Genomic DNA, 26,213 nt, shown 5'->3' on the forward strand with positions numbered 1-26,213 from the left:
TGATAAATGTATTTTCCAAGCATAGCGCTAAATAAATCGCTTTTTATCCATCATCAGTTCAGTAAAACACGATAAAATGCACACAAGTAAATAAATTTATGGAATAATGAATTTAATTTTTCCTGCCATTTTGATTCCAAAGAGGAACTTTCATGTCTGATATTGATTCTGTAGCAACCAGCTACCTAGAAAGCTTAACGCGCCATCAAGAATTATTTGAAACGATGGAGATCTATCATCCCGATGTTATGCAGTTACTTGAAGTATGCCACAGTGCATTACAAGCTGGTGGTAAAGTCATTTGGTTTGGTAATGGTGGAAGTGCAGCCGACGCGCAGCATCTAGCCGCTGAATTTGTAGTACGTTATAAATTAGAACGTGGTCCATTGGCATCTATAGCATTGACCACCGACACCTCTATTTTAACCGCGCACAGTAACGACTACCATTTTGACACGGTGTTTGAACGTCAAGTACAAGCGTTATGTAAACCAGAAGATTTAGTGATTGGCTTAACCACCTCTGGGACTAGTGTAAATATTAATTTAGCGCTGGCTGCAGCCAACGAAATTGGTGCTTACACTGTTGCATTTACAGGTCGTGATGGCGGTAAAGTGAAAGATATTGCCAAGTTACCTATTATTATTAAAAATGATGAAACTGCGCGTATACAAGAAGCACATATGTTTATTGGTCATTGGCTCTGTGAAGCCATAGATATGGTTGTGGCGGAGCAGCAATAATGGATTTAGCACTACTTAAAAACTTATCACAGGCAAAAATTCTTGTGGTGGGGGATGTGATGCTTGACCGCTATTGGCATGGTGACTCTGGACGTATTTCACCAGAGGCCCCCGTACCAATTGTTAAAGTCAGTAAGTTTGAAGATAAAGCCGGTGGCGCAGCGAATGTGGCAAAAAACATTGCTCGTTTAGATGGTAAAGTTGGATTGCTTGGGTTAATTGGTGAAGATGAAAGCGGCCAAATCCTGGAAGCTATTTTGGGCGATGAGTGTATAGACTCGCAGTTAGTTAGTGTTTGTGATTTACCGACTATTTCAAAAATGCGGGTGATCAGCGGCCATCAGCAAGTAGTGCGTTTAGACTTGGAAGAAACCTTCACAGAGCAACACAGCCAATTATTATTAAATCGCTTAGAGTTAGTGCTGGATGAGTATAATTTTGTATTGTTTTCTGATTACAGTAAAGGCTCTTTAACCCTGATTCAAAAAATGATTCAGGTGGCAAAAGGTGCTGGAAAAACAGTGTTGATTGACCCTAAATCTTCAGATCTAAACTTATACCGCGGTGCTGATTATATTACGCCTAACTTAAATGAATTTAAGCTTGCCGGTGGTAAAGCAGGTTCAGAGCAAAGCCTAGCTGACAGTGCGCGTGAGCTTATTAAAGATGCCGGTGTAGTCGCAATGTTATTAACACGCTCTGAGCAGGGGGTGTCACTAATAAGTGCTGATGAAAAGTATGATTTTGCAGCGCAGCAGTTAGAAGTAAGTGATGTAACCGGCGCGGGTGATACAGTTATTGCAACGCTTGCAGTGATGCTTGGTGCGGGCATGAAAGCCAAAGATGCTGTTGAAGTGGCTAATCTAGCAGCCGGTATTGCAGTTAGTAAATTAGGCGCTGCAACTGTATCGCCAGAAGAGCTTAGCCGCAAACTTGGTCAATACTTACAAAAAACGGGGGAGCATTATCAAACCCCATTTGATGATGTACTCCAGCATATTGACTTTGCGAAACAAAATGGTGAAACTATTGTTTTTACTAATGGTTGCTTTGATATTTTACATGCTGGTCACGTACGTTATTTAGCACAGGCAAAGGCGCGTGGCGATCGTTTGGTAGTAGGGCTCAATAACGATGAGTCAATCACGCGGTTAAAAGGCCCTGAGCGACCCATAAACCCGCTTGATGAGCGAGCGATGGTATTAAGTGCTTTAGCATCGGTTGATTGGGTGCTTCCTTTTGGTGCCGTAGATGAAGATGACACACCAGCTAAACTTATTGAAAAAATTAGTCCTGACGTATTGGTAAAAGGCGGCGATTATACCATAGAGCAGATAGCAGGTGCTGAGCATGTGCTTCGCCATGGTGGAAAAGTAGAAGTACTAGAATTCTTAAATGGCTGCTCGACTTCAAAAGTGATCAGTAAAATTAAACGTTAATTTTTAAAATTACTTAAATATAAAAAAATCGACCCACGGGTCGATTTTTTTATAGAGTTGCATTCAAGTTAAAGTTTAGAAACTAAGGACTAAAAGTTAAGGACTAAAAGTTATACTCATACTTGAGAAATCCAGAGGTGTCGGTGTTGCTCTCATTTGTTGCTTTATTTTTAGCCGTAAGTGCACCTAAGCTTAAACGACCATTAAATGCCAGCATTCTGTAGCGAAGCTCTAATTGCTTACTATCGAGTGCTTGTTTCGTAATGGTATTTCCTAAATCAGGGTTACTGGGGTAACGGTCTGCATTGTCGTTGTTGTAGTCAACTTGGCGAAGTTTAACTTGCCAGTCATCACCATTACTAAGCTGCCCTAATGCGGTAAAAACTAGAGACTGGCTGTCATTATCATAAGTCGAACCTATGGTTTTACCATGATAGCGGTAACCAGAGTTATAGTCTGAGTGCTCGTAGTAGCAGTTTTGATTCTCTAAGCCCGCAGTACAACTTACACCGGTATCAATATATTCAAGGTTAAACATTAGATTTTGGTCAAATAACCTAGCTGTAGTTTCAATACCTGCTAAATAAGCGCGATCGGCGGGTTTAAAGTAGCTACTAGCATCCTCACCTATAGCACTGATATAAAAAGCATAAGGTTGCTCAAATAAAGTGTCAGACCAACGTAAATCAATACCGGCTAATTGATTGCCTAATTTTGATTCAAGCTGACTATCACAGTTTTCCTCGCCATTAATGCAATATGTGCCACCGGTGATCATTTCAAAAAAGTCTTTTCCTGAGCTAGCCTGTCCTTCACCTGCCCATTGTGCTGACCAGCTAAATGCTACTTCAAGTTGTTGTAAAGGACGAAAGTTTAAACGGCTACTCCAAAGGAGTGCATCAGGGATGGCCCGATTAGATTCAAGCTCTGCCATCTGGCTAGTAAAGCTCCATTGGCCTATCCAGCTTAACCACGGAGTTTCAAAAGCGCTCGATTGCTCACGAGTAATACTCAGTGCAGGGAGTGGTTTTGCATTTGTTGACATAATTAAACTGTTATCAACACCTGGACCCCAGAACTGTTCAATAGCGCCAGCTCTTAGTATCCAATTTCCCAAACGGTAAGCGATATAGCTGTGATCAAATGAAGTATCATCGCAGTCTTCTAATGCTTGTTCGTTGCTTGCAATATCAGTTTGAGTTTTACCTGTAACATAGCATTTTTTGCCATTGTCACGATGGTTAACCGCAACCTTGGCCGCAAAATTTTCACCCATATAGCTGTAGGATGTTAGCAATTCCGTTTCTTGTGTGTTGGCTGCGCCAAAGCTGGTTACCGTGCGAGTATCGGAGCTCACATAAGCGTCAACGTGAAAGTTATGAGCACTGTTATTTTCTGAGCTGTAACGATTTTTTACGCGTAATATTGCATCTTGTAAGGAAGGTGATAGCTTCTCTAGTGGCATGCTGCGTACTTCGCCAATAAAGCTTTTCCACATCAGCGGGTAAGTGGTTACTGGGCTATTGATAACCCCGGCATCAGCGAGTCTTTGTATATCAGCTCTTAGCCCATAATCGTCTGGCTTAACCCATGGTTCAGCGACGAGTGGCATACTAAGTAATGATGTAAGCGTACAAAAAAGAAAAGTTTTATTATGCAATGCTCAATTCCCTGCAATTCAAGTTGCATTGAGTTTACCAATTTCTCGTTATGAATACAGTAAAATTTCAATTTATGGGTGGTTAAGTGTTATCGTAAAAAGGAGTGAATTTGCATACAATCCCCATTAAAGAGACATTAGAGATTAGCATGGAAAAAAAGCGGCTGTTATTTATTCCCGTATCATCACCAGAAGGGATTGGTGAGTACGTGCGCTCGTTATCAATCGCACAGGCATTAAATGAGAAATACCCCAACAATTTAACGATCCATTTTGTGCTAAATAAACATACTAGCTATGCTGCTTCATGCCCTTTTTCTGTGACGTTACTTGAGCACTCAGCGACTAAAGAACATCAACAAGTAAATGCATTAATAGATACTTACCGCCCTGATGTAGTGGTTTTTGACTGCGCAGGACGCTCTAGTCAAATGAAAAAAGCCAAAGCCGTGGGCGCAAAAGTGGTGTTTATATCTCAGCATGCTAAAAAAAGAGCGAAAGGGCTAAAACTTAATCGTATTAACTTAATAGATAAACACTGGGTGGTGCAGCCAGACTTTTGTTTAGAAGGCTTAAGTTTTAAAGAAAAGCTCATGCTGAAAATGCTGCCATTAACGGTACCTGAAAATGTTGGCGCGTATTTCAATGATTTAAATAAGCCGCAGGAAGGTGAGTTTTTAGGCCGTTTTCAACTGCAAAAAAATAATTATTTTTTAGTTAATGCTGGTTCTGGTGGACACCTTATTGGTAATCAATTGTGTGCAGATATTTACTTAGCAGCTGCAAGGCTAATTACTAAAAAAACAGGGCTCAAAGGTGTTGTTGTATTAGGGGCCAACTACCCTAAAAAGTTACCAGAAAACGATGAACTATTAGTGCTCAAAAGCTTGTCGAGTAATGAGTTTATTACTTTATTAAAAGGCGCTCAGTGCGCTGTGTTAAGTGCGGGAGATAGCCTATTACAAGCTATTATACTCAATGTGCCGACAGTTGCTTCTGCTATTTCTAAAGATCAACCTTATCGTTTAGCTAAATGTGAAGATGAAGGGCTTGTTGTTGTAGCTAAAACAACGGCGAATGACTTAGCCGAAAAAGCACAAGCCTTACTTTTACCCACTAATCTTAAGTTACAATTAACGCAGCTTGCTATACAACCTAATATGCAAGGGAAAGCGATTATGCTCAGTGCTTTAGAAACAATGCTATTTGGAGATAAAAATTGAAAGTAGCGATTGTTATTGATTCCTTAGTCGGTGGTGGGGCGGAGAAGGTTATGCTTACACTTGCGACAGAACTAGTACGCCAAGAGCATACAGTGACTATTTTATCTTTAGCTAATAGTATTGAATATGATATCGCAAGTACTATCCAAGTGGCTTTTTTATTTAACCATAGAGCTTCTAAAGTTGATCGTTTTTGGCATAAAAAAGCCAGCATCAAAAAACTTGAAAGTTGGTTTTCAGCAGAGCAACAAAACTATGGTGAGTTCGATGTTGTGTTGTCTAATCTTGACAGAAGTAACAATCTGCTATCACAAAGTAGCATTAAAAATGTGCATTATGTTATTCATAACTCAGTTGAGGGAGAGCTTGCAAGGCAGAAAAAATTAGGCCCTTTTGCTCATTTATACCTTAAAAAAAGTAAGAGAAATCTATCTGATAAGTCGCTTATATGTGTTTCAAAAGGGATTGAAGAAGAAATAACTCAAGGCAACATTATTGAGCCAAAATTTATTACAACAATTTATAACCCATTTGATATACCAGCAATTAGAGAGCTAGCAGAGCAAGAGAATAGTGCTATTCCTAATTCGCCTTATTTAATCCACGTGGGGCGGCTAGCAAAACAAAAACGGCACGATATATTGTTTGCAGCTTTTGCTCAGTTAGATAAGCGCTATAAGCTGGTTCTGCTGTGTAATAAGCCCGCGAAAGCACTTAAATTGGCGCAACAATATGGTATTGCTGAGCAGTTGGTTTTACCCGGTTTTCAACAAAACCCATATCAATGGATAAAAAGAGCCGATGCGTTGGTCCTCAGCTCAGATTTTGAAGGGCTACCTACAGTGTTAATTGAAGCGCTGGCAGTCGGCACTGCTGTGGTGAGTACTGATTGTAATCATGGCCCTAAAGAAATACTGACAAACGCTCTTGCTAAGTACTTAGTTCCTATTCAGTCACCTGATGAGCTAGCTAATGCTATTGAACAAGTACATAGAGATAAGCCTAATGTTCTTGATGCTGATATTTTAAAAAAAGTAACTGCCGAACCAGTTGTTAAGCAGTATTTGAAACTTGCTAGTTAATTTTAGACTGGTAATAGCTTGATAGCTGTTGCCAATTACTTTGTTGCCAATGCATCACTTCATTACGGCTTTGCTCTTTATTAAATGAGCGTTCAAGGCGGGCCATATTAGCTAGTTGCCATCGGGTATCGGGGGCTTTTATTTTGCCGCGGTCAAAATCAATAATGTAAACTACACCTGTTTCATCAAACAAAATATTATTAATATTCAAATCGGCGTGATAAATGCCATGGTTATGAAACTGCGCAATGGTGTTGGCAACTTTTATAAGCTCTTGCTCAGTGAGTGGACGAGTAACTAATACATCAAGCAGGCTTTGTGCACCATTAATTGCTTGCGTAATAATATCACCGCGATAAATTAGCCCTGATTGGGTGATTTTTGCTGCGATGGGTTTAGGTACATTCAGGCCAAGTTCGCAAAGTTTTACCATTAGCGAAAACTCACGGTAAACACGAGTTTTTTCAAGTCCTAAAAAAATATACTGATCACTGAGCAACTTACCAACTAGCCCACCTCGCCAGTAATGTCTGAGCACAGCGGTAAGTTCGTGGTAGTTAAAAAACCACGCTGTAGCACGGCCTTTTTTTGCGCCAACAATTTGACCTTGCTGTTGCCAGTAATCAGCGTCAAACCAGTTTAAGCTAATTTCGGCGCTATATTCGGGGTGGCTTAAAATGATGTGTTGATTAATAGTGTGCTGATTAAACATAATGAAATTCAATACCTGCGAATGTTAGCACTAATAGTATCGTATTTTTGAGATTAAGCATAAGTGCTTGCAAAAGTGAGTGGTTAATTTAAGATCAAAGCTTAGTTAATTACAATGCAAAGGGCGCCCGTGAGCCAAACACCTCGTTATTCAGATATTTGTATTTTAAGGCTTTCAGCTATTGGTGATGTCTGCCATGGTATTTCGGCTGTGCAAGCAATTCAAAAGGCCTATCCAGATGCCAAAATTACTTGGGTGGTTGGTAAAGTTGAAGCAATGCTACTTGCTGATTTACCGGGTGTTGAGCTGGTGGTCTTTGATAAAAAGCAAGGTAAAGCAGCTTATCAACAATTAAAACAGCAGTTTAAAGGGCATACTTTTGATGTGTTGCTGCATATGCAAGTAGCACTGAGGGCCAATTTAGTTGCGCGCTGTATTCCGGCAAAAATAAAAATAGGTTTTGATTGGGCGCGCTCAAAAGAGTTACATGGTTTGTTTATTAATAAACGCATTGCAGCGGAGCCTGAGTCACACGTGCTTGAAGGGTTTAAAGGTTTTGCCAAGGCGATAGGAGTCACCGACTATCAGCCAAGCTGGCAAATGCCATATACGGAGCAAGATCAAAAATGCGCCGATGAATTACTCGGTACAGAGCGCTTAGCCGGACGTATTTTTGTTATCTCCCCCGCAGCGAGTAAAAAAGAGCGTAACTGGTTACCTGAGCGTTATGCGCTACTTGCAGAGCATGCTCATCAGCAAGGCTTTACAGTGGTTATTACTGGCGGACCGACTCCACTTGAAGTTGAACTAAGTGAGCAAATTATTGCCAGCACTAAAATACCTATTTTAAATCTAGTCGGTAAAACTAAATTAAAAGAATTACTGTGTGTATTAAAGCGTGCGGCCTTGGTCTTGGCGCCAGATACAGGGCCTGCGCACATGGCGGTAACTGTTGGTACGCCGGTTATTGGTTTATACGCACATTCTAACCCAAAACGCACAGGTCCTTATTTATATCAAGATTATGTGGTTGAGGTTTATCATCAAAATCTACTTAAGCAAACTGGAAAAACCGCAGCCGAATTACCATGGGGGATCCGTGTTAAAGGCGCAGACTTAATGTCACAAATTACGGTTGACGATGTTACCTCAATATTTAATTTAGTCGTGAAAAAAGAGCAGTTATGAAAAATATTAATAAAGCCCTATTTTTAGACCGCGATGGGGTCGTTAATATCGACCATGGTTATGTTTATCAGCCTGATAAATTTGAGTTTGTACCCGGCGTATTTTCAGCTTGTAAAGCGTTTGTTGAGGCTGGTTTTAAACTAATCATCGTGACTAACCAATCTGGAATTGGTCGTGGGTATTACACAGAAGCGGACTTTCATGCATTAACTAAGTGGATGATTAGTGAATTTGTTAAAAATGATGTGCCGGTCACTGACGTTTATTTTTGTCCGCATCACCCTAAAAAAGCACTGCCTGAATATTTACAAGACTGCGATTGTCGTAAACCAGCGCCCGGTATGCTGTATCAAGGCATAAAAGAGCACAATATAAATCCTGCGCTTAGTATTATGGTGGGTGATAAGCTCAGTGATATGCAAGCTGCAAGTGCTGCAAATATAGCTACTCGGGTACTTGTTCGAACAGGGCAAAGCTTTGATGAGCATACAGTTAAAGTTGCGGATTATATTTTTGATTCCCTTGCTGATCTACCGACTATTTTATCTAGTTAATTGAGAATATACCGATAATTAATACTGCCATGCTTATAAGGCAACGCCTTGATATTTAACCCCTTGTGAAGCTATGAACTCTGTATCTTGAGGTGGGTAGGGTATAGACTGGCAGCTTAAGTTGTCAGTTTAACTATACCTACTTAGCTACAAACAGTGCATTTATTTGGCTAAACTCTTACAATAGACACAATGATGAGCCGCGAGCATTAATAATGCCTACTTACCCGTTCAATAACTTGGAGGTTACAGATGAGAGCATCTGCATTTTTTAACCAGCTACAACAGCAAATTGAAGAAATTAAATCCGAAGGCCTATATAAAAATGAGCGTATTATTACCTCGCAACAGCAAGCAAAAATTGAAGTTGCTTCTGGCGATAAGGTTATTAATTTTTGTGCCAACAATTATTTAGGTTTAGCAAATAGCCCTGAATTAATAAATGCTGCGCAACAAGGTCTAAACGATCACGGCTTTGGCGTGGCGTCTGTGCGTTTTATTTGCGGTACGCAAGATATTCATAAAACACTTGAGCAAAAAATATCTGAGTTTTTAGAAACTGAAGACACCATTTTATACTCTTCATGTTTTGATGCGAACACCGGCTTATTTGAAACAATTTTAGGCCCTGATGATGCAATTATTTCAGATTCATTAAACCATGCGTCAATTATTGATGGCGTACGTTTATGTAAAGCAAAGCGTTTTCGTTATGCTAATAACGACATGGGCGATCTTGAAAAACAACTAATTGCTGCCGATGAAGCGGGTGCTAAAACAAAACTTATCGCCACTGACGGTGTATTCTCAATGGACGGTGTTATTTGCAGTCTTGAGGCTGTGTGCGACCTAGCTGATAAATACGATGCGTTAGTCATGGTTGATGACTCTCATGCTGTTGGTTTTGTTGGCGAAAACGGTAAAGGTACGCCAGAATATTGTAATGTGATTGATCGCGTTGATATTGTGACCGGTACTTTAGGTAAAGCTCTTGGCGGCGCTTCGGGCGGCTATACCTCAGGTAAAAAAGAGATTGTTGAGTGGTTACGCCAACGTTCGCGTCCTTATTTATTTTCTAACTCACTAGCGCCATCAATTGTAACGGCATCAATCAAAGTACTTGAAATGCTTAATAACGGTGGTGAGCTACGCGCTAAATTGTGGAGCAATGTAAAGTATTTTCGTGAGCAGATGGAAGCCGTCGGTTTTACCTGCGCAGGTAAAGATCACGCTATTATTCCGGTGATGCTTGGTGATGCTAAAGTTGCATCGCTAATGGCTGATAAGCTATTGGCAGAAGGCATTTATGTAACTGGTTTCTCATTCCCGGTAGTGCCTAAAGGGCAAGCGCGTATTCGTACGCAGATTTCTGCGGCGCACACCATTGAGCAACTTGATACCGCGATTGACGCCTTTACCCGCATTGGTAAAGAAATGGGCGTAATTTAAATTTTTTTTGTAAGCCGCAGCTAGCTGCGGTTTGTTTAATTGAGTGTGACTGATGAAAGCATTATCTAAATTAAAACCAGAAACTGGCATCTGGATGACCGATGCGCCAAAACCAGAAGTAGGCCATAACGATTTATTGATTAAGATTCGTAAAACGGCTATTTGTGGTACTGACGTACATATTTATAAATGGGATGAGTGGGCACAAAATACGATTCCTACACCTATGGTTGTTGGCCATGAATATGTGGGTGAAGTTGTTGATATGGGTCAAGAAGTTCGTGGATTTGCTATAGGTGACCGAGTTTCAGGCGAAGGTCATATTACCTGTGGCCACTGCCGTAACTGCCGCGCGGGCCGTGTGCATTTATGCCGTAACACCACCGGCGTAGGGGTTAACCGTGAGGGAGCCTTTGCTGAATATTTAGTGATCCCGGCATTTAATGCCTTTAAAATTCCCGACAATATCAGCGACGAACTGGCGTCAATTTTTGACCCGTTTGGTAATGCTGTACATACTGCATTATCGTTTGATTTAGTTGGTGAAGATGTACTTATTACTGGAGCAGGACCCATTGGTATTATGGCCGCTGCAGTAGCAAAACATGTAGGTGCTCGTCATGTCGTGATAACTGACGTGAACGAATACCGTTTAGACTTAGCGCGTAAAATGGGCGCAACACGCGCCGTGAATGTCGCTAATGAAAAGCTTGAAGATATTAGTAAAGAGCTCGGTATGACCGAAGGCTTTGATATTGGCCTTGAAATGTCAGGTGTTCCTTCTGCATTTAATAGTATGCTTAATAATATGAACCATGGCGGTAAAATTGCCATGTTAGGTATTCCACCGTCAGATATGGCTGTTGATTGGAATCAAGTAATTTTTAAAGGCTTAGTGATTAAAGGTATTTATGGTCGCGAGATGTTTGAGACTTGGTATAAAATGGCCAGCCTTATTCAATCTGGGTTAGATTTAAAGCCAATTATTACCCATCAGTACTCAATAGATGACTTCCAAGCTGGCTTTGATATGATGATTTCAGGTCAATCAGGTAAAGTTATTCTTAATTGGAATTAAACTTCCAATAGTAGGTAGCTAAAGGCGGCCGTTATGCCGCTTTTTTTATTTATTTTCAAGAGGCAGTAATGGCATTTAAACATATTTCGATTACACAAACGCAAGCATTGCTGAAACAAGAAGGTGTGGTGATAGCAGATATTCGTGATCCTAATTCTTATCAAGCAGGGCATATTTCAGGCTCTGAGCATTTATCAAACGCCAATATTGGCGAATTTATGATGAATAAGGATTTTGAACAGCCAATTATTATTGTTTGTTACCATGGTATGAGCTCGCAAGGTGCAGCTAACTACCTAGTAGAGCAAGGCTTTGAAGATGTGTACAGTATGGATGGTGGTTTTACTCAGTGGCAAACTGAATTACCGGAATTGGTTGAAAAATGATCGAGCTTGGTAGTATCAATAACCCCCGTGCTGCTCAAGGCTTTATCGATTATATTAAAAGTAAAGGCTTAGTAGGTGAATTGCGTTCTACAGATGGTCAAAAGGTGATCATTAGTATTACGCCAGAGCACTTTCATCAAGTAAAGCCGCTATGGCTAGAGTTTGCAGAAAACCCTCATCACGCTCGTTATCAAGAGGCTTCTTGGCAAGTTGGCAGTACTGAGTCTTCACTTAGTTATCAGGGGCAAGCGTTTAATATTAAAGCGCGCTTTAAAGCACTAAGCTGGTTAAACCGTACCGTTACACTCGTATCTATTGCTATTTTTGTAGCATTTCTATTGGGCGGGTTTGAAAAAATTTATGCACTATTGCAGTTTAACCCAGCTCAACCGCTTAGTTGGTTTACCCCAGCCATCGTACATTTTAGTGCTATCCACTTAATTTTTAACTTAATTTGGTGGATGACATTAGGCAATGACATAGAAAAATATAGTGGTAAGTTAACCTTAGTGGGATTGTTTTTAGTAACTGCTTTTATCAGTAATTGGGTACAGTTTTTACTGGTTGGCCCTAATTTTGGCGGCTTAAGCGGCGTGGTATATGGTTTGCTCGGTTTTTGTTGGGTATATAGTTTACTTAATCCTAAACAACCGCCATTAGTTACGAATAGTGTTGTAGGATTTATGCTTATTTGGCTTGTACTTGGTTTTGTAAATATGCTTCCTGTAAATATGGCAAATTGGGCTCATTTAGGTGGTTTAATTGGCGGTATGGCCTATGGGCTTACCACACACTTGTTTAATAAAAAACCAGCTTAGTGATACAAGTACTTAGTAAATAATACTTCGCGTTCTTTTGATATAATATTGACAAAGGCATCACGTAAAAATGGTGTGTGGTGCTCAATATTAGCGATTTTTTTCATATCAGTGAGCATAAGATCAACGCTAATACGTAAATGATCGAGCTTTTTATTATTGTTGCCAAGGTAATTGGCGATAATGTCAGGCTTAAAGCTTAAAGCCAAAGTAGTCTACAGTAGGCTTACTCTTCGCTGTAAAACTCATCGCGAGTAGGCAGTAATAAGTAATGTAGTGTAGGTGGTTTTCATCATATTTAATTCAAAGCCCAGTATTAATTGTAATATATGTATGAGTTTATACGTTAAGAATTGATACCAATTAAAAGCAGGCTGAGAATAGTATTTGTTTTAATCACCACTTTTTCAAGTGTCACCGCAATGGTATTATTTAGGTGATTGTTATTATAAAGAGTTATCGTGAACAGATTTCCCCTCTCTCTCAAAGCAAATTGGCAACTAGGTCATAGCGTCGCTGACTTATCAAAAGTCCAACGAGACTGGCTGCTTGAGCCGGGTTCTCTAACCGCTAAATTAAAATCAAACGCAGCCACTTTTGCTGTTGAAGTGCTCAGTGAGCAGCGCTTTGCTTTAAGTGAGCATCAACAGCGACTGCTTAATTGCTCATGCAGCCATGCAATGAATCGTGAGGTTTTACTATTATGTGATGATGTTGCAATGGTATATGCACAAAGTTGGCTACCAATAAGCTCTGCAATGGAGCAACAACGATTGTTGGGCTTAGGAGATAAACCGCTAGGTGATATTATTTTTCAACACCCAGAGCTTAGTCGAATCGATATTGAAATTGCTTATTTTGACAGCCAGCAGTTTCAGCAGTTTCAGTCCAGTTTAGAACAAAATACGACTCCCTTATGGGGGAGGCGCAGTATATTTTCATTAAAACAAAGCCAGTTTTTAGTTGCCGAAGTATTCTTACCTGGAGCATACATTTACTTATGAAATTCACTGCGTTAAAGATTAAAAATATTCCCTATTATAAGCAGCTCATGCGTACTGATAAGCCAATTGGCACATTGCTTTTGCTTTGGCCTACTTACTGGGCGCTTTGGCTTGCAAGCGATGGTATACCAAGCTTTATGCATTTTATTGTGTTTAGCTTGGGGGTGTTTGTAATGCGTAGTGCCGGTTGCGTCATCAACGACTATGCTGATCGAAAAGTTGATGGTGAGGTGACTCGTACCAATCAGCGACCTTTAGCGACGGGGCTTGTTAGTAGTGGTGAAGCGCTCAGTTTATTTATACTGTTAATTGTAATTGCATTTGGTTTAGTGTTGATATTGAGCTGGCAAACCGTACTTTTATCATTCGCAGCACTGGCATTGGCGTTTTGCTATCCATTTATGAAGCGCTATACAAATTTACCGCAAGTATTTTTAGGGGCTGCATTTAGTTGGGCTATTCCTATGGCATTTATGGCAGTAAGTAATAATGTGCCTGTCGTAGCCTGGTTTTTATTTTTAGCCAATGTTATTTGGACTGTGGCTTATGACACCATGTATGCCATAGTCGATAGAGATGACGATTTAAAAATTGACGTAAAGTCTACGGCTATTTTATTTGGCGATTATGATCGCCACATTATTTTTATGCTTAACAGCACGTTTATTGGTTTACTTGCCTATGTTGGGCATAGTTATACACTTGGTTATCCATATTGGTTAGGGCTTATTGTTGCGGGTGGATTCTTGGTATATCAGCAATACTTAATACATCATCGTGATAAAGCTCGTTGCTTTAAAGCATTTTTAAATAATCACTATGTCGGGTTGGTTGTGTTTGTTGGTTTGGCGGCGTCATTGCCACTTAGCTTATAATAAAAGTAAACTTTTATTATAAGCTATCTTGGCGGGTCGATAATCCCGCTGATTGAGGTGTTTTTTCTAAACCAGCCTGCAATAGAGTAACGCTCGTCCACCGCGGGTAATACTTCATGCATAAAGCATTCACTTTCAAACATTAGTAATGTGCCAGCTTGCGGGCTTATACTAATTTCTACTTCTTTACTTCTCTACTTCTCTACTTCTTTGTTTATAAATTATTAGCTTAACGCCAGAAGGCGGAGTGTTTAAATATAGCACAGTTGTAAAAACACGGTTAGAACGGCCTTTAAAAGCATCGTAATGCTTTTTATAAAAGTCACCTCGTTGGTATTTTGCATAATGACACTCGTAATCAAATAACCCTAAAAAGAAAGTACGGTTAAGGGTGATTCGAATTTGCTCCATCAGTGCTTGGTATTCAAGTTGTGCATCACTTGTACCGTCAAACCAAAAAGTTTTATCATTACGGATAGTTTTGTCAATTTGTAGCTCATTTTTCCGACCAATTCCCGCCAAACTAAAGTCAGGATTAATACGGTAACAGTCAAGCATTAACCTCGCTAATAGCGGTTTGTTTATGGCATTGTGTATGACGGTATAACCGCGGCTTTCAATATCATCTAAATAGATTTCTGAAATAGAACGGGCGTTCATCTAGGTACTTAATAATTGAGGGGTCGCTAGTTTAGCCTAAAAATTGATAAAAGCGAGTTTTATAAACCTCAATAAATCAGGTTTTTAAATTTATTTTTTCTGGGATATTAACTTTTTAATGATGATGCTGCTTTTTCTATTAGCCAAAGCAATTGCTTTGTCTGCTCTGTAGCAACGACTTGGTGACTGGTTTTTATGTTCAATTGCTTATTTATTAGACACCGGGTGTCATTAAATAGGGCATGCTTTTTTATATTCACGGTTTTCTCGCGCATCAAATATCAGCCAAAAAGCTATATGGTTGGCTAAACACTCCAGTAATTAGTGCTTCTAAGTAATGGCACTCATTGGATTTGTCTGTACGTAACGCTAAGCGCAGAGCTTTATTTTCAAAACTAAAGCAAGCTCTCCGATTTGTTAACTTGCTGAATGCCTCCATCACCAACGATTAATAGAATCCGATAGGCAAGTTTATTTATGCCTTTTGGAGTGTCGAGACTGTATTTTAGTCCGCCTTATTTGCGAGTGGTTTTTCTTCAATGTTTCTAAGCTCAATTTCTATAGCATCACATGAAATATGAATCTCATATAAAGATGTTAAAAGGGATAACGCCAAGCAGCCTAGACTTACTCCAAATAAAATAATTCCCGTTGTTTTGAACTCAATAAATAACGCGAACATAGAAATGGTGCATAATAAAAAAGAGGCAACGCCATAAACTTGCATGGTTCTGACAAGTTTAATGCGTTTTCTTAAATTAGTAATTTGCGCCACAACTAAGGGGCGAATAGTATCGCCTTCTCGGTCATTGAGCCCACGAATTAATTGTGCCAACACTAAAAAGCGGTTGGTGTAGGCTAAAAGTAATAACGAGATGGCAGGAAATAGTAATCCTGGAGTGGTGAGGGTCATGATTCTTTCCTAAATAACAGTTACTTTGCTTATACTAGCTTAGATATAGTAAAAGAGGTTTACTTTGAAAACAAATAATAATGAAGAGTCTGTAAATTCAGCTCCTTTTGCGTGGGTGACAGTTTATAGCGCTGCCAATGTGGTAGAGGCCAATATCGTTAAAGGGTTATTAATTAGTAATAATGTAGAGTGTCAGTTACTAGGTGAAACGCTGCAAGGAGCAGTGGGTGAAATCCCGCTTGATCAAACTGAAGTGAAAGTGCAGGTTTTTACGATTAAACAGCGCCAGGCGGCAGAAATATTGGTAAACTATAGACAAGTACAACAATCCGCTCCTGATTGGGTTTGTCCCAATTGTAATGAGCATAACGGGTCAACATTTGATTTTTGTTGGTCCTGTAGGACACCAAAGAATGACTAAAGCGAATAATTTCCAAAGAATTAGAGAGCTTAACTATTTACAGCAAGCGGTATTAGCAGCTGCGTTAATTGAACGTATGCTACCTAATTATGGCTTATTTAGTGAAGCGACCGAGTTTGGTGATGAAGCAACATTGCGCAGTGCTTTAAATTTATGCTGGGAAAAAATACTCCTACCAAAAAGTAAAATAAGCCTCGAAAAGCAAATCGAAAAAATTGAACCAAATGTGCCTGAACTCGCTGATTTTGATATGTTTGGTACATACCCTGCGATAGATGTCGCAACGGCTCTGTTAGGGCTATTGCATGGCTTAATGACCAAAGACGAGCAAGAATTCATCAGTATAAGTAAAATATCACAAGCGACTGTCGCACGTTTTATTGAGTATCAAATGACAGTAGAAGGTGAACTTGCTGATAACAAAGCCGTGCGCGAGCACCCGCTAATGCAATATGAAATAGCCGTACTCGGTGAGCTGATAGACTTTGTTGAACAAATGGGGCGCATTACCTCAGAAAATGTTAAAGCGCTAAAACAACACGTTATCGCGGATGGGCAGACTAATATAGGTTTAACACTTTAAAGTTTGCTAAGAATTAAAAGGTAGAAGGAGAAACAGCAGTGCGGATTTTAGGCATTGAATCGTCGTGTGATGAAACCGGTATCGCTATTTATGATGATGAACAAGGCTTGCTTGCTCATCAATTATATAGCCAAGTAAAAGTACATGCCGACTACGGTGGTGTAGTGCCAGAACTTGCATCGCGGGATCATGTGCGCAAAACGTTACCGTTAATTGATGCCGCATTTGCACAGGCGGGCTGTGGTCCTGAAGATTTAGATGGTATAGCCTACACCGCAGGGCCTGGCCTTGTCGGTGCTTTATTGGTTGGCACGTCTATTGGGCGCTCACTTGCTTATGGTTGGGATATTCCAGCGGTTGCCGTACACCATATGGAAGGGCATTTATTAGCCCCGATGTTGGAAGAAAATATACCTGAATTCCCTTTTATTGCGCTGTTAGTTTCTGGCGGCCACACCATGATGGTAAAAGTAGCCGGTATTGGCCAATATGAAGTGCTAGGGGAGTCTGTTGATGATGCTGCTGGTGAAGCATTTGATAAAACAGCTAAATTACTTGGCCTTGATTACCCAGGTGGCCCGCGTCTTGCCAAACTTGCAGAGCAAGGTACACCCAAACGCTTTATTTTCCCAAGGCCAATGACCGATAAACCCGGCCTTGACTTTAGTTTCAGTGGATTAAAAACAGCAGCTTCTATTTCGATTCGTAACAACGACGATGATGAGCAAACCAAAGCAGATATCGCCCATGCGTTTCAAACCGCAGTCATAGATACCTTAGTGATTAAATGTAAGCGTGCGCTTAAGAAAACGGGGATCAAACGTTTAGTTATTGCCGGGGGTGTCAGTGCAAATGTGCAGTTACGTGCACAGCTTGAACGAGTAATGCAAGGTATGCAGGGGCAGGTTTATTATCCGCGTACTGAGTTTTGTACTGATAATGGCGCAATGATTGCCTATGCAGGTATGCAGCGTTTAAAAGCAGGACAATTTGCAACTTTAGATATGAAAACTAAACCGCGGTGGCCAATAGATAGCTTAGAAGCTATATAGTTAATTTGAACTATGTAGCTTAGCTCTTTGTATCATCCTTCGAGGCTTTTTTAGCCTCGACTCGCGGCTCTTGACCCTGAAATAAGCGAGTGATATTAGCGCGGTGCCTGAATATAATCAGTATCGTTAAAAAAGTAACAGGTAGGGTATAAAGTGGCTTTATCCACCAAGTGTAAAGCGGCGCTAGCGAAACGGTTACTAAAGCAGCCAGCGATGAGTAACGCGTTATTGCAACTATAATAAGCCATGTTGAAATAAGTAACCCGCCAAGAGATAAGCCAATCGGCAATAACGCACCAAATGCAGTTGCGACTGCTTTGCCGCCATTAAAACTAAAAAATAACGGGTACATGTGACCGAGGCAGGCTGCAACACCGATTAAACCTAACAAAAGTGGATCTAATTTTAAAAAGTATGCGGCCCACACCGGGATCGTGCCTTTTAAAATATCAAAAATAAGCACCATTACAGCGGGTAGCTTACCACCAAGGCGATAAACATTTGTCGCCCCCGGATTATTAGAGCCATGAGTGCGTGGATCGGGTAGTCTAAATAGCCGAGATACTAGAATAGCCGATGAAATCGACCCCAGTAAGTAGGCTAAAACTAACATTAAAACAGCTATCACGCGCTTCCTTATTTTTTAATCTGCATTTTTCGGCTATCATTGGCCGCAAAAATAAATCTGGGCATTACTAGTTAACCAAAATAGTCGTTATCCAAACCTGTCAACACATGGGTGTACCGGTCTGCTATTGTATGGTTAATTTTTGTATAATAAAACACAGTATTCGTGTATAAAGATTATTTATTTAAATTATAGCTCGGATGTTTAAAACAGTTTGCAAGTTGGAGTCATCATGGACAAGGTTTTTATATCACAACTACAGGTTGACACTATCATAGGTGTTTACGATTTTGAAAAGCTCAGCAAACAAAGTTTATATTTTGATATTGAAATGCTTTGCGATATTAAACCCGCAGCTACAAACGATGACATTAATCTTGCGTTAGATTACGCCAAAGTGAGTGAGCGTGTTATTGACCATACCACCGCAAAACCGGTTGAGTTACTAGAAACGCTAGTTGAGCAACTCGCAGAAATTATTTTAACTGAGTTTGCTACCACGCAAGTGATGATTCGGGTGAGTAAACCGGCTGCCGTTGCTAAAGCGCAAACGGTAGGGGTTGAGATCACCCGTGCTAAAGCAAACTAAGGCTTATTAATATGGCACAAATTTTTATCAGTTTAGGCTCTAACGTTAATAAAAAACATTATTTACGTCAGGCGTTAATTGCCTTAAAAGAGCACCTTGCTGATTTTACTCATTCCTCGGTCTATGAAAGTGAAGCGGTAGGATTTGCCGGTAATAATTTTTATAATTCAGTGGTGGCTGCAACAACCGATATTTCACTTCCCGCACTGTGTAAGTTATTAAAAAAGATAGAGCAAAATAATGGCCGCACCGCAAGTGATAAAAAGTTTAGCCCGCGGACTCTTGATTTAGACTTATTATTTTATGATGAAATTATTTGTGATTCGCCCGCACAATTACCGCGTGACGAAATAACAAAAAATGCTTTTGTTTTACAGCCATTGGCTGAAATCGCCCCAAATTTTTATCATCCCACAGCAAAGCAAACGATTGCCCAGTTATGGAGTGCCTACAACAACCCCCAGCAAAAACTATGGAAGGTGGAGTTTACTAACCCATGAGTATTATCGAAATTATTGTTTTAGCCCTAATTCAAGGGTTGACTGAGTTTTTACCTATTTCAAGCTCGGCGCACCTTATTTTGCCGTCACAAATTTTAGGCTGGCACGACCAAGGCTTAGCGTTTGATGTTGCTGTACATGTTGGTACGTTAGTCGCCGTAGTGATTTATTTTCGTAAAGAAGTGGTCGAAATTCTTGGCGCGTGGTTTAAATCATTTGGCAAGCAGGGGACGACGGATGACAGTAAATTAGGCTGGTGGATTATATTAGGCACTATACCCGCTGCTGTGTTGGGGCTAATTTTTAAAGATTTAATAGAGCTGTATTTACGTAGTGCGTGGGTAATAGCTATAACTACTATTTTGTTTGGTTTATTGCTTTGGTATGCCGATGCGAAAGGTAAGCAAACCAAAACGATTTATCAACTAAATTGGAAGTCTGCGTTAATGATAGGGATGGCGCAAGCAATGGCTATGATCCCTGGCACATCTCGTTCAGGTATAACCATGACCGCAGGATTAATGCTGGGTATGAATAAACAAAGTGCTGCACGTTTTTCATTTTTATTAGCCATCCCTGTTATTTCGATGATGGGGCTATATTACACAATAGAGCTTGCTTTAGGGGATCACATAGTTGATTGGAATACGTTAATCTTGGGCGCGGGTTTATCTTTTGTGTCAGCGTATGCCTGTATTTTCCTATTTCTAAAAATTATTGAGCGCATGGGTATGATGCCGTTTGTAATCTATCGCTTGTTATTAGGAGCTGGCCTAATCGCATTTTTGATGTGGTAAAATAAGTATTTAAAACGCCTTTCCAGAGGTGTTTTAAATTGCCATTATGCAAAACACTATTGCCTACAGAGCATGGTAACACACGTTTATATTTGGCATCATAGTCATTAGTTGGTTTTATCTTTAAAGCTATCTTATTAACCTGCAAGGAACCCAATGCATATTCATATTTTAGGTATTTGTGGCACGTTTATGGGCGGGATAGCGGCTATTGCAAAATCACTCGGTCATAAAGTAACAGGCTCAGATCAAAACGTTTACCCTCCAATGAGTAAGCAACTTGAAGATCTTGGCATTGAATTAACCAAAGGCTACGATGTTGCACAGTTAACACCAGCCCCTGATATGGTGGTTATTGGTAACGCGATGAGTCGCGGAAATCCTTGTGTTGAATATGTCCTTGATAAAGGCCTGCCTTACACCTCAGGACCAGAATGGTTAAAGCATAATTTATTACAAAGCTCATGGGTGTTAGCTGTTGCGGGTACACATGGTAAAACCACGACCGCGAGTATGCTAGCGTGGATTTTAGAATATGCAGGTTTAAAGCCGGGCTTTTTAATCGGAGGCATAGTGCAAAACTTTGGCGTATCGGCCAAAGTAGGAGATACGCCTTTTTTTGTTATTGAGGCCGATGAATACGACACGGCTTTTTTTGATAAGCGCAGTAAATTTGTACATTACCTGCCACGAACTCTTATTTTAAATAATCTTGAATTTGATCATGCTGATATTTTTGACGATTTAAACGCCATCAAAAAACAATTTCATCATTTGATGCGTACATTACCTGCAAGCGGCAAAGTGATATGGCCGAGTAATGAACTCGCGCTGAGTGACGTTATAGCGCAGGGTTGCTGGAGCAATAGTGAAACCCTAGGTGATGATTGGGGTTATGATTTAATAAATGCAGATGGCAGCGAGTTTACAGTGTTATTAAATAATCAACCGCAAGGCGTTGTAAACTGGCAAGCAATGGGTGAGCACAATGTTAAAAATGCAATGATGGCTATTGCGGCGGCGCGCCATGTAGGAATAGCCATTGAGCATAGTATTGCAGCACTTAGGGAGTTTATTAGCCCAAAAAGGCGCATGGAACTAAAAGCACAGGTTAATAATATTAATGTGTATGACGACTTTGCTCATCACCCAACTGCAATTAAAACCACCCTTGCTGGGCTTCGTGCTAAAGTAGGTAATGATAAAATAATTGCTATTTTAGAGCCTCGCTCTAACACTATGAAAATGGGCGTGCATCAACATATATTATTAGATTCGTTAAGCGCTGCCGACGAAGTATATTTATTTGAACCTGATAACTTAAGCTGGTCGTTGAAAGAACAAGCCGAGCGTGCAGGTATGAATTGTTACGCTGATACTAATGAGATTATCAGTGAGGTGGCTGAACAAGCTGCGCCACAGCAACATATTGTAATTATGAGTAATGGCGGTTTTGAAGGAATTCACCAACGCTTAATCGATGCTTTAACATAAATAATGGGAAGGTTACCTTGCAATATAAAGATACAATAACTGTAGCCTTTAGCGGTGCGTCAGGTGCACCTTACGGGCTTCGCCTGCTTGAAGTATTACTTGCACAGCAATTTCAAGTGTATGTGCTTATCTCAAGCGCTGCGCGAGTGGTGCTTGATACCGAGTCAAACATTAAATTATCCGGTAATGAAGATAAAGCCACAGAGCAATTAAGTACGTTGCTTGATGCTCAGCCTGAACAATTAAAAGTATATGGTAAAGATAACTGGTTTAGCCCCGTTGCTTCAGGCTCTGCTGCACCTAAAAAGATGGTGGTGTGCCCGTGTAGTGCTGGCTCCGTTTCGGCTATTGCAGTAGGCGCATCAGACAACTTACTTGAGCGCGCAGCCGATGTAGTTATTAAAGAGCGTGGACAATTAATATTAGTGCCACGAGAAACACCATTTAATGAAATTCACCTTGAGAATATGCTCAAATTGGCAAGGTTGGGTGTAACTATTATGCCTGCAGCTCCGGGGTTTTATCATCAGCCACAGTCAATTAGCGATTTAGTCGATTTTATGGTGGCGCGTATTTTAGATCATTTAAATATAGAACATACCCTGACTAAGCGTTGGGGTTATGGGGAAGGTAAAAAGTGAGCGAACAGTCAATAGCATTAAATATCAAAGGCCTGACTAAGGTTTATAAAAACGGTGTTGAAGCCATTAAAGGTGTTGATTTAGAAGTACAAGAAGGCGATTTCTTTGCTTTACTTGGACCTAATGGCGCGGGTAAATCAACAGCCATAGGGGTTATTTCCTCACTAGTTAATAAAACCCAAGGTCAAGTGCAGGTATTTGGTCACGATATTGATACCGACTTAGAGGCGGCAAAATCGCATTTAGGCTTAGTACCACAAGAGTTTAATTTTAGTCAATTTGAAACCCTTAACCAAATATTAGTTAATCAAGCTGGTTATTACGGTGTGCCACGAGCACTTGCTCACCAGCGTGCTGAAAAGTATCTAAAACAGCTGGGCTTATTTGAGAAAAAAGATAAGCAAGCTCGGACATTATCAGGCGGTATGAAACGCCGTTTGATGATTGCTCGCGCACTTATGCATGAGCCTAAACTGCTTATTTTAGACGAACCAACTGCAGGGGTTGATATAGAACTGCGACGCTCTATGTGGGATTTTTTACGAGAAATCAATAAACAAGGAGTGACCATTATTTTAACTACTCACTACCTTGAAGAAGCCGAATTATTGTGTAAAAACATCGCCATTATCGATAGCGGTATTATTGTTGAAAATACCACTATTAAAGCGCTGTTAGCGAAACTTGATAAGGAAACCTTCATACTTGATTTAAAGCAACCAGTGCAACCAGTTGAACTTGATGGCTATAAATTTACGATGGTAGATGAGCATACATTAGAAGTTGAAGTTGCTAAATCGCAAGGCTTAAATGCGGTTTTTACAGCGCTTACAAAACAAAGTAATACGGTGCTGAGTATGCGTAATAAAGCAAACCGTTTAGAAGAGTTATTTGTTGGTTTATTAGAACAAGGGCGGGAATAAATGTTTAAATACGGCGTAGCCTTAAAGAGTTTATGGTACAAAGAGTGTATTCGGTTTTTACGTATTTGGGTGCAAACCTTGGTACCGCCAGCGATTACCATGAGTTTGTATTTTGTTATTTTTGGTAACTTAATCGGTTCACGAATTGGTGAAATGGGCGGCTTTAGTTACATGGAATTTATTGTTCCAGGACTGATTATGATGTCGGTGATCACCAACTCTTACTCCAATGTGGCCTCTAGTTTTTATTCTAATAAATTTCAAAAAAGTATCGAGGAGTTACTTGTAGCTCCGGTGCCTAATTACATAATTGTACTGGGCTATATGGGCGGTGGTATGACTCGTGGCATGCTGGTGGGCTTACTTGTTACCTGTGTGTCATTATTATTTGTGGATATTCAAATTCATAATATTTTTGTGATTGTGGCAACGGTTATTTTAACCTCTGCAGTGTTTGCTTTAGGGGGCCTGATCAATGCTATTTATGCTAATAGCTTTGATGATATTAGTATTATTCCAACCTTTATTTTAACGCCACTGACATACTTAGGTGGAGTGTTTTATTCAATTACTTTATTACCTGAACTTTGGCAGGGAGTATCGAAAATCAATCCGATTATTTATATGGTTAATGCTTTTCGTTATGGCTTTTTAGGGGTATCGGATGTGGGCTTAGGTGTTGCTTTTAGTGTGCTTGGGCTATTTATTGTTGGTTTATTTACATTAGCGCTTACGTTAATTAAAAAAGGTGTAGGGCTTAGACATTAATGAGCGATGCAAATTCACGCAGTATTGTATCTAATCAACCTGGTCTTCATGACAAGCTCGACGACATTGTTACTAAGCATTTAAATGCGGAGTTTAAAAAGCCGATTGCGGCACATACGCAAGCGGCATTTGACGAAGTTGATGCAAAGGTACGCGCCTTTAACGGGCCTCTTATTTTAGACTCTTGTTGTGGCGTAGGCGAAAGCACAGCCAATTTAGCTAAGCGACACCCAGATGCTTTGGTGATTGGTATTGATAAGTCTTCACACCGTCTTGAAAAGCACGATGTAGAATATAAGCAAACCGAGTCAGGCCAATACATTTTAGTCCAAGCTGATCTAAATGACTTTTGGCGCTTAGCTGTAGCTGCTAATTGGCAGCCAACGCACCATTATTTGCTTTACCCTAATCCGTGGCCAAAAGCTAAGCACATTCAAAGGCGCTGGCATGGGGCGGCAATATTTCCATTTATTGTGAAATTAGGCGGGCTTTTAGAAGTACGTAGCAATTGGGATATTTACGTTAAAGAGTTTGCTCATGCATTGCTGCTGACAGGTCATGAATGTGCCGTTGAGCTGTACGGGAGCGACACCCCAATTACTCCCTTTGAGCGTAAGTATTGGGCTAGTGGACAACAAAGCCATCGTTTAGTTATAGACTTAGGTGATTGATTAAAAATTATTAAAATATATTTTATTTAGTTTTTAAATTATATAAATTAGCCACATGAGGCATAGGCTCGGCAAAGTAATTACCTTGCATTAAGCTTACATTAGCTTTTTTTAAGGTGTTAGCAATCGCTTTACTCTCAACATGTTCAGCAATAAGTTGTAACTTTAGTTGTGTGGCAAAGCAGGCTATGTGCTCTACAAAAAGATAAATGTCATTGTCGTCGGTTATTTTTTTTATTAGCGTACCATCTAGCTTGATGGCATTAACATCAAGTTTCAGCACGTTAGATATATTTAAATAACCCGTCCCAAAATTGTCAATCACTACCCGTACGCCTCTGTTCTTAACCATAGTGATAAATGCTTTTACTTCTGAGTAATTGGCAATGGCTTGGGTCTCTAACACTTCTAAGGTGATATTACTTGGGTTGGGGTAGCGCTTAAGTTCATGGTCTAAAAACTCAGTTAAGCTTGGATCGAGTATATCTTGCGCGGTGATATTTAAACTCCAGCAAGTATCTGTCTTACGAAAGCGTTCAATGCACTGCATAAACATGGTTCTAGTTAATCGCCCGTCCATTCGAGACCGATTTACTACATCTAAAAATGCTTCCGGTATTAGCACCTTACCTTGGCTTGTAACCATACGTGCTAAACATTCATACTGGATAACGGTATTATTTTGGGTATCTATTATGGGTTGAAAATAAGCCACAATACGGTTATTTTCAAATGCTTCTAATACTTCTTTTGCCATAGCTACATTATATTGATATTGGTTTTTTACATCATGTAATGCTTTAGAAAAGTTAATAGCGATGTGGCGACCTTGCTTTGCTTGCAGCGCTGCGATATGTGCATTTTCTAGTAATAAAGATTTATTTCCACTGGCAATACCGGCGCACAATGTGACGTAAATAAATGGTTCTGTCATTAACGGGGTACTGCAATTATAGGCTTCTATTAAGTCACAAAACTGGTTGTCACTATCCGAAAATGGACCAATCATCACTATTTTATTGGTAGCTAAACGAAATAATTGACTACCTGGTGGCCGGCGCTTATCAAAGTGATTGAGTAAACTTTTAATCACGGTGTCACCAATTTCAGTACCATAAAAACTGTTTATATCTTCAAGTTCATTAACCCAAATAACGGCGAGTTGCATATGGTGAGTAGGTGATTTTTTTATGTAATACTCAAGAGCTATGTGGTTTGCAAAACCGGTGCTGGTATCACTTGAAATCGCTCGCTTTACCAAGTAAACATAAATACCAGCAAGGAGTAATGCGATAGCAAAAAAGAAGCTAGCCATTACCCCAGCCTTAGTCGCACTGTGCTGTAATCGCTGATTAAGGTCGC

Annotated in this window: 28 protein-coding genes and 2 pseudogenes; 23 read left to right on the forward strand and 7 right to left on the reverse strand. The window is 40.1% G+C overall.

What is annotated here, in order from left to right:
• Positions 1-152 precede the first annotated feature (152 nt).
• Both ACT3RM_RS00750 and hldE read left to right on the forward strand, forming a co-directional pair.
• On the forward strand, positions 153-743 hold the full coding sequence (locus ACT3RM_RS00750) for a D-sedoheptulose-7-phosphate isomerase (protein ID WP_441834486.1): 591 nt from the start codon (positions 153-155) through the stop codon (positions 741-743).
• Positions 743-2,182: a bifunctional D-glycero-beta-D-manno-heptose-7-phosphate kinase/D-glycero-beta-D-manno-heptose 1-phosphate adenylyltransferase HldE gene (gene hldE / locus ACT3RM_RS00755; RefSeq protein ID WP_441994525.1), complete on the forward strand. Its 1,440-nt coding sequence runs from the start codon at positions 743-745 to the stop codon at positions 2,180-2,182. Before ACT3RM_RS00750 ends, hldE begins: the two co-directional genes overlap by 1 nt.
• A 103-nt stretch (positions 2,183-2,285) precedes the next feature.
• On the opposite strand, the gene ACT3RM_RS00760 is transcribed toward hldE, so the two are convergent.
• On the reverse strand, positions 2,286-3,794 hold the full coding sequence (locus tag ACT3RM_RS00760) for a capsule assembly Wzi family protein (RefSeq protein WP_441834499.1): 1,509 nt from the start codon (positions 3,792-3,794) through the stop codon (positions 2,286-2,288).
• A 197-nt stretch (positions 3,795-3,991) separates the two neighbouring features.
• Here ACT3RM_RS00760 and ACT3RM_RS00765 point away from each other — a divergent pair, with 197 nt between their 5' ends.
• Together ACT3RM_RS00765 and ACT3RM_RS00770 are read left to right on the forward strand one after the other, a co-directional pair.
• The gene (locus ACT3RM_RS00765; RefSeq protein ID WP_441994527.1) at positions 3,992-5,065 is read left to right on the forward strand and encodes a glycosyltransferase family 1 protein; all 1,074 of its coding nucleotides are present in this window, start codon (positions 3,992-3,994) and stop codon (positions 5,063-5,065) included.
• The gene (locus ACT3RM_RS00770) at positions 5,062-6,147 is read left to right on the forward strand and encodes a glycosyltransferase (RefSeq protein WP_441834488.1); all 1,086 of its coding nucleotides are present in this window, start codon (positions 5,062-5,064) and stop codon (positions 6,145-6,147) included. Before ACT3RM_RS00765 ends, ACT3RM_RS00770 begins: the two co-directional genes overlap by 4 nt.
• On the opposite strand, the gene ACT3RM_RS00775 is transcribed toward ACT3RM_RS00770, so the two are convergent.
• Positions 6,140-6,859 (reverse strand): 3-deoxy-D-manno-octulosonic acid kinase, encoded by a 720-nt coding sequence (locus tag ACT3RM_RS00775; RefSeq protein WP_441834489.1) that lies wholly within the window; start codon positions 6,857-6,859, stop codon positions 6,140-6,142. The two genes, ACT3RM_RS00770 and ACT3RM_RS00775, sit on opposite strands and share 8 nt — an antisense overlap.
• A gap of 129 nt (positions 6,860-6,988) precedes the next feature.
• Between ACT3RM_RS00775 and ACT3RM_RS00780 the strand changes: the two genes are divergently transcribed.
• The 6 genes from ACT3RM_RS00780 (at position 6,989) to glpG (ending at position 12,332) form a co-directional block, all read left to right on the forward strand.
• A complete protein-coding gene (locus ACT3RM_RS00780) occupies positions 6,989-8,047 on the forward strand; it encodes a glycosyltransferase family 9 protein (RefSeq protein ID WP_441834490.1) in 1,059 nt (352 codons plus the stop codon).
• Positions 8,044-8,601, forward strand: coding sequence for a D-glycero-beta-D-manno-heptose 1,7-bisphosphate 7-phosphatase (gene gmhB / locus ACT3RM_RS00785; protein ID WP_441834491.1), 558 nt, complete (start codon positions 8,044-8,046; stop codon positions 8,599-8,601). Before ACT3RM_RS00780 ends, gmhB begins: the two co-directional genes overlap by 4 nt.
• 252 nt (positions 8,602-8,853) lie before the next feature.
• Positions 8,854-10,050: a glycine C-acetyltransferase gene (locus ACT3RM_RS00790; protein ID WP_441834492.1), complete on the forward strand. Its 1,197-nt coding sequence runs from the start codon at positions 8,854-8,856 to the stop codon at positions 10,048-10,050.
• Between the two features lie 52 nt (positions 10,051-10,102).
• Entirely contained in the window at positions 10,103-11,128 is a 1,026-nt protein-coding gene (gene tdh / locus ACT3RM_RS00795) for an L-threonine 3-dehydrogenase (RefSeq protein WP_441834493.1), read from the forward strand.
• A gap of 68 nt (positions 11,129-11,196) precedes the next feature.
• Positions 11,197-11,514, forward strand: coding sequence for a thiosulfate sulfurtransferase GlpE (gene glpE / locus ACT3RM_RS00800; RefSeq protein ID WP_441834494.1), 318 nt, complete (start codon positions 11,197-11,199; stop codon positions 11,512-11,514).
• Entirely contained in the window at positions 11,511-12,332 is an 822-nt protein-coding gene (gene glpG / locus ACT3RM_RS00805; protein WP_441834495.1) for a rhomboid family intramembrane serine protease GlpG, read from the forward strand. Before glpE ends, glpG begins: the two co-directional genes overlap by 4 nt.
• On the opposite strand, the pseudogene ACT3RM_RS00810 reads toward glpG, so the two are convergent.
• A pseudogene (locus ACT3RM_RS00810) lies at positions 12,329-12,581 on the reverse strand (hypothetical protein). The gene glpG and the pseudogene ACT3RM_RS00810 overlap by 4 nt on opposite strands.
• Before the next feature lie 212 nt (positions 12,582-12,793).
• Here ACT3RM_RS00810 and ACT3RM_RS00815 point away from each other — a divergent pair.
• Positions 12,794-13,336 (forward strand): chorismate--pyruvate lyase family protein, encoded by a 543-nt coding sequence (locus ACT3RM_RS00815; protein WP_441834496.1) that lies wholly within the window; start codon positions 12,794-12,796, stop codon positions 13,334-13,336.
• Complete coding sequence (gene ubiA, locus ACT3RM_RS00820; RefSeq protein WP_441834497.1) at positions 13,333-14,211, forward strand: 4-hydroxybenzoate octaprenyltransferase; 879 nt, start codon at positions 13,333-13,335, stop codon at positions 14,209-14,211. The genes ACT3RM_RS00815 and ubiA overlap by 4 nt, the downstream gene beginning before the upstream one ends.
• Positions 14,212-14,234: 23 nt before the next feature.
• Here the strand turns inward: ubiA and ACT3RM_RS00825 are convergent.
• Together ACT3RM_RS00825 and ACT3RM_RS00830 are read right to left on the reverse strand one after the other, a co-directional pair.
• Positions 14,235-14,871 (reverse strand): annotated as a pseudogene (locus ACT3RM_RS00825) (2OG-Fe(II) oxygenase).
• 505 nt (positions 14,872-15,376) lie between these two features.
• Positions 15,377-15,784, reverse strand: coding sequence for a DUF2721 domain-containing protein (locus ACT3RM_RS00830; RefSeq protein WP_441835926.1), 408 nt, complete (start codon positions 15,782-15,784; stop codon positions 15,377-15,379).
• A gap of 64 nt (positions 15,785-15,848) precedes the next feature.
• On the opposite strand from ACT3RM_RS00830, the gene ACT3RM_RS00835 reads away from it, so the two are divergent.
• Genes ACT3RM_RS00835 through tsaD form a run of 3 tightly spaced genes read left to right on the forward strand, consistent with a single transcriptional unit; the run spans position 15,849 to position 17,840 of the window.
• Positions 15,849-16,205, forward strand: a complete 357-nt coding sequence (locus tag ACT3RM_RS00835) for a putative signal transducing protein (RefSeq protein WP_441835925.1) — start codon at positions 15,849-15,851, stop codon at positions 16,203-16,205.
• Positions 16,198-16,788, forward strand: a complete 591-nt coding sequence (locus tag ACT3RM_RS00840; RefSeq protein WP_441992758.1) for a YjaG family protein — start codon at positions 16,198-16,200, stop codon at positions 16,786-16,788. The genes ACT3RM_RS00835 and ACT3RM_RS00840 overlap by 8 nt, the downstream gene beginning before the upstream one ends.
• 38 nt (positions 16,789-16,826) lie before the next feature.
• The gene (gene tsaD / locus ACT3RM_RS00845) at positions 16,827-17,840 is read left to right on the forward strand and encodes a tRNA (adenosine(37)-N6)-threonylcarbamoyltransferase complex transferase subunit TsaD (protein WP_441835923.1); all 1,014 of its coding nucleotides are present in this window, start codon (positions 16,827-16,829) and stop codon (positions 17,838-17,840) included.
• Between the two features lie 19 nt (positions 17,841-17,859).
• On the opposite strand, the gene plsY is transcribed toward tsaD, so the two are convergent.
• The gene (gene plsY, locus ACT3RM_RS00850; RefSeq protein WP_441835922.1) at positions 17,860-18,468 is read right to left on the reverse strand and encodes a glycerol-3-phosphate 1-O-acyltransferase PlsY; all 609 of its coding nucleotides are present in this window, start codon (positions 18,466-18,468) and stop codon (positions 17,860-17,862) included.
• Positions 18,469-18,700: 232 nt separating this feature from the next.
• Here plsY and folB point away from each other — a divergent pair, with 232 nt between their 5' ends.
• The 8 genes from folB (at position 18,701) to trmB (ending at position 24,851) form a co-directional block, all read left to right on the forward strand.
• Complete coding sequence (gene folB, locus ACT3RM_RS00855) at positions 18,701-19,057, forward strand: dihydroneopterin aldolase (RefSeq protein WP_441835921.1); 357 nt, start codon at positions 18,701-18,703, stop codon at positions 19,055-19,057.
• Positions 19,058-19,068: 11 nt separating this feature from the next.
• On the forward strand, positions 19,069-19,557 hold the full coding sequence (folK, locus tag ACT3RM_RS00860; protein WP_441835920.1) for a 2-amino-4-hydroxy-6-hydroxymethyldihydropteridine diphosphokinase: 489 nt from the start codon (positions 19,069-19,071) through the stop codon (positions 19,555-19,557).
• A complete protein-coding gene (locus tag ACT3RM_RS00865; protein ID WP_441835919.1) occupies positions 19,554-20,354 on the forward strand; it encodes an undecaprenyl-diphosphate phosphatase in 801 nt (266 codons plus the stop codon). Before folK ends, ACT3RM_RS00865 begins: the two co-directional genes overlap by 4 nt.
• Positions 20,355-20,510: 156 nt before the next feature.
• Positions 20,511-21,848 carry a UDP-N-acetylmuramate:L-alanyl-gamma-D-glutamyl-meso-diaminopimelate ligase gene (gene mpl / locus ACT3RM_RS00870; RefSeq protein ID WP_441835918.1) on the forward strand — a complete coding sequence of 446 codons (1,338 nt, stop codon included), beginning with the start codon at positions 20,511-20,513 and terminating at the stop codon, positions 21,846-21,848.
• Between the two features lie 17 nt (positions 21,849-21,865).
• Positions 21,866-22,489 carry a flavin prenyltransferase UbiX gene (locus ACT3RM_RS00875; RefSeq protein WP_441835917.1) on the forward strand — a complete coding sequence of 208 codons (624 nt, stop codon included), beginning with the start codon at positions 21,866-21,868 and terminating at the stop codon, positions 22,487-22,489.
• Positions 22,486-23,412, forward strand: coding sequence for an ABC transporter ATP-binding protein (locus ACT3RM_RS00880; protein WP_441835916.1), 927 nt, complete (start codon positions 22,486-22,488; stop codon positions 23,410-23,412). The genes ACT3RM_RS00875 and ACT3RM_RS00880 overlap by 4 nt, the downstream gene beginning before the upstream one ends.
• A complete protein-coding gene (locus ACT3RM_RS00885) occupies positions 23,413-24,180 on the forward strand; it encodes an ABC transporter permease (protein ID WP_441835915.1) in 768 nt (255 codons plus the stop codon).
• The gene (gene trmB / locus ACT3RM_RS00890; RefSeq protein ID WP_441835914.1) at positions 24,180-24,851 is read left to right on the forward strand and encodes a tRNA (guanine(46)-N(7))-methyltransferase TrmB; all 672 of its coding nucleotides are present in this window, start codon (positions 24,180-24,182) and stop codon (positions 24,849-24,851) included. Before ACT3RM_RS00885 ends, trmB begins: the two co-directional genes overlap by 1 nt.
• 22 nt (positions 24,852-24,873) lie before the next feature.
• On the opposite strand, the gene ACT3RM_RS00895 is transcribed toward trmB, so the two are convergent.
• Positions 24,874-26,213 (reverse strand): EAL domain-containing protein (locus tag ACT3RM_RS00895; RefSeq protein ID WP_444511299.1); only part of this gene is annotated, 1,340 nt, incomplete at its 5' end.

The organism is Pseudoalteromonas sp. AOP7-A1-14 (assembly GCF_052376275.1).
Classification (GTDB): Bacteria; Pseudomonadota; Gammaproteobacteria; order Enterobacterales; family Alteromonadaceae; genus Pseudoalteromonas.

What these genes read in the sequence shown, in the direction of transcription:
- ACT3RM_RS00750 (WP_441834486.1), top strand. Translation starts at nt 153, where the DNA reads ATGTCTGATATTGATTCTGTAGCAACCAGCTACCTAGAAAGCTTAACG.
- hldE (WP_441994525.1), top strand. Translation starts at nt 743, where the DNA reads ATGGATTTAGCACTACTTAAAAACTTATCACAGGCAAAAATTCTTGTG.
- ACT3RM_RS00760 (WP_441834499.1), bottom strand. Translation starts at nt 3,794, where the DNA reads ATGCCACTCGTCGCTGAACCATGGGTTAAGCCAGACGATTATGGGCTA.
- ACT3RM_RS00765 (WP_441994527.1), top strand. Translation starts at nt 3,992, where the DNA reads ATGGAAAAAAAGCGGCTGTTATTTATTCCCGTATCATCACCAGAAGGG.
- ACT3RM_RS00775 (WP_441834489.1), bottom strand. Translation starts at nt 6,859, where the DNA reads ATGTTTAATCAGCACACTATTAATCAACACATCATTTTAAGCCACCCC.
- gmhB (WP_441834491.1), top strand. Translation starts at nt 8,044, where the DNA reads ATGAAAAATATTAATAAAGCCCTATTTTTAGACCGCGATGGGGTCGTT.
- ACT3RM_RS00790 (WP_441834492.1), top strand. Translation starts at nt 8,854, where the DNA reads ATGAGAGCATCTGCATTTTTTAACCAGCTACAACAGCAAATTGAAGAA.
- tdh (WP_441834493.1), top strand. Translation starts at nt 10,103, where the DNA reads ATGAAAGCATTATCTAAATTAAAACCAGAAACTGGCATCTGGATGACC.
- glpE (WP_441834494.1), top strand. Translation starts at nt 11,197, where the DNA reads ATGGCATTTAAACATATTTCGATTACACAAACGCAAGCATTGCTGAAA.
- glpG (WP_441834495.1), top strand. Translation starts at nt 11,511, where the DNA reads ATGATCGAGCTTGGTAGTATCAATAACCCCCGTGCTGCTCAAGGCTTT.
- ubiA (WP_441834497.1), top strand. Translation starts at nt 13,333, where the DNA reads ATGAAATTCACTGCGTTAAAGATTAAAAATATTCCCTATTATAAGCAG.
- ACT3RM_RS00830 (WP_441835926.1), bottom strand. Translation starts at nt 15,784, where the DNA reads ATGACCCTCACCACTCCAGGATTACTATTTCCTGCCATCTCGTTATTA.
- ACT3RM_RS00840 (WP_441992758.1), top strand. Translation starts at nt 16,198, where the DNA reads ATGACTAAAGCGAATAATTTCCAAAGAATTAGAGAGCTTAACTATTTA.
- folB (WP_441835921.1), top strand. Translation starts at nt 18,701, where the DNA reads ATGGACAAGGTTTTTATATCACAACTACAGGTTGACACTATCATAGGT.
- folK (WP_441835920.1), top strand. Translation starts at nt 19,069, where the DNA reads ATGGCACAAATTTTTATCAGTTTAGGCTCTAACGTTAATAAAAAACAT.
- ACT3RM_RS00865 (WP_441835919.1), top strand. Translation starts at nt 19,554, where the DNA reads ATGAGTATTATCGAAATTATTGTTTTAGCCCTAATTCAAGGGTTGACT.
- mpl (WP_441835918.1), top strand. Translation starts at nt 20,511, where the DNA reads ATGCATATTCATATTTTAGGTATTTGTGGCACGTTTATGGGCGGGATA.
- ACT3RM_RS00885 (WP_441835915.1), top strand. Translation starts at nt 23,413, where the DNA reads ATGTTTAAATACGGCGTAGCCTTAAAGAGTTTATGGTACAAAGAGTGT.
- trmB (WP_441835914.1), top strand. Translation starts at nt 24,180, where the DNA reads ATGAGCGATGCAAATTCACGCAGTATTGTATCTAATCAACCTGGTCTT.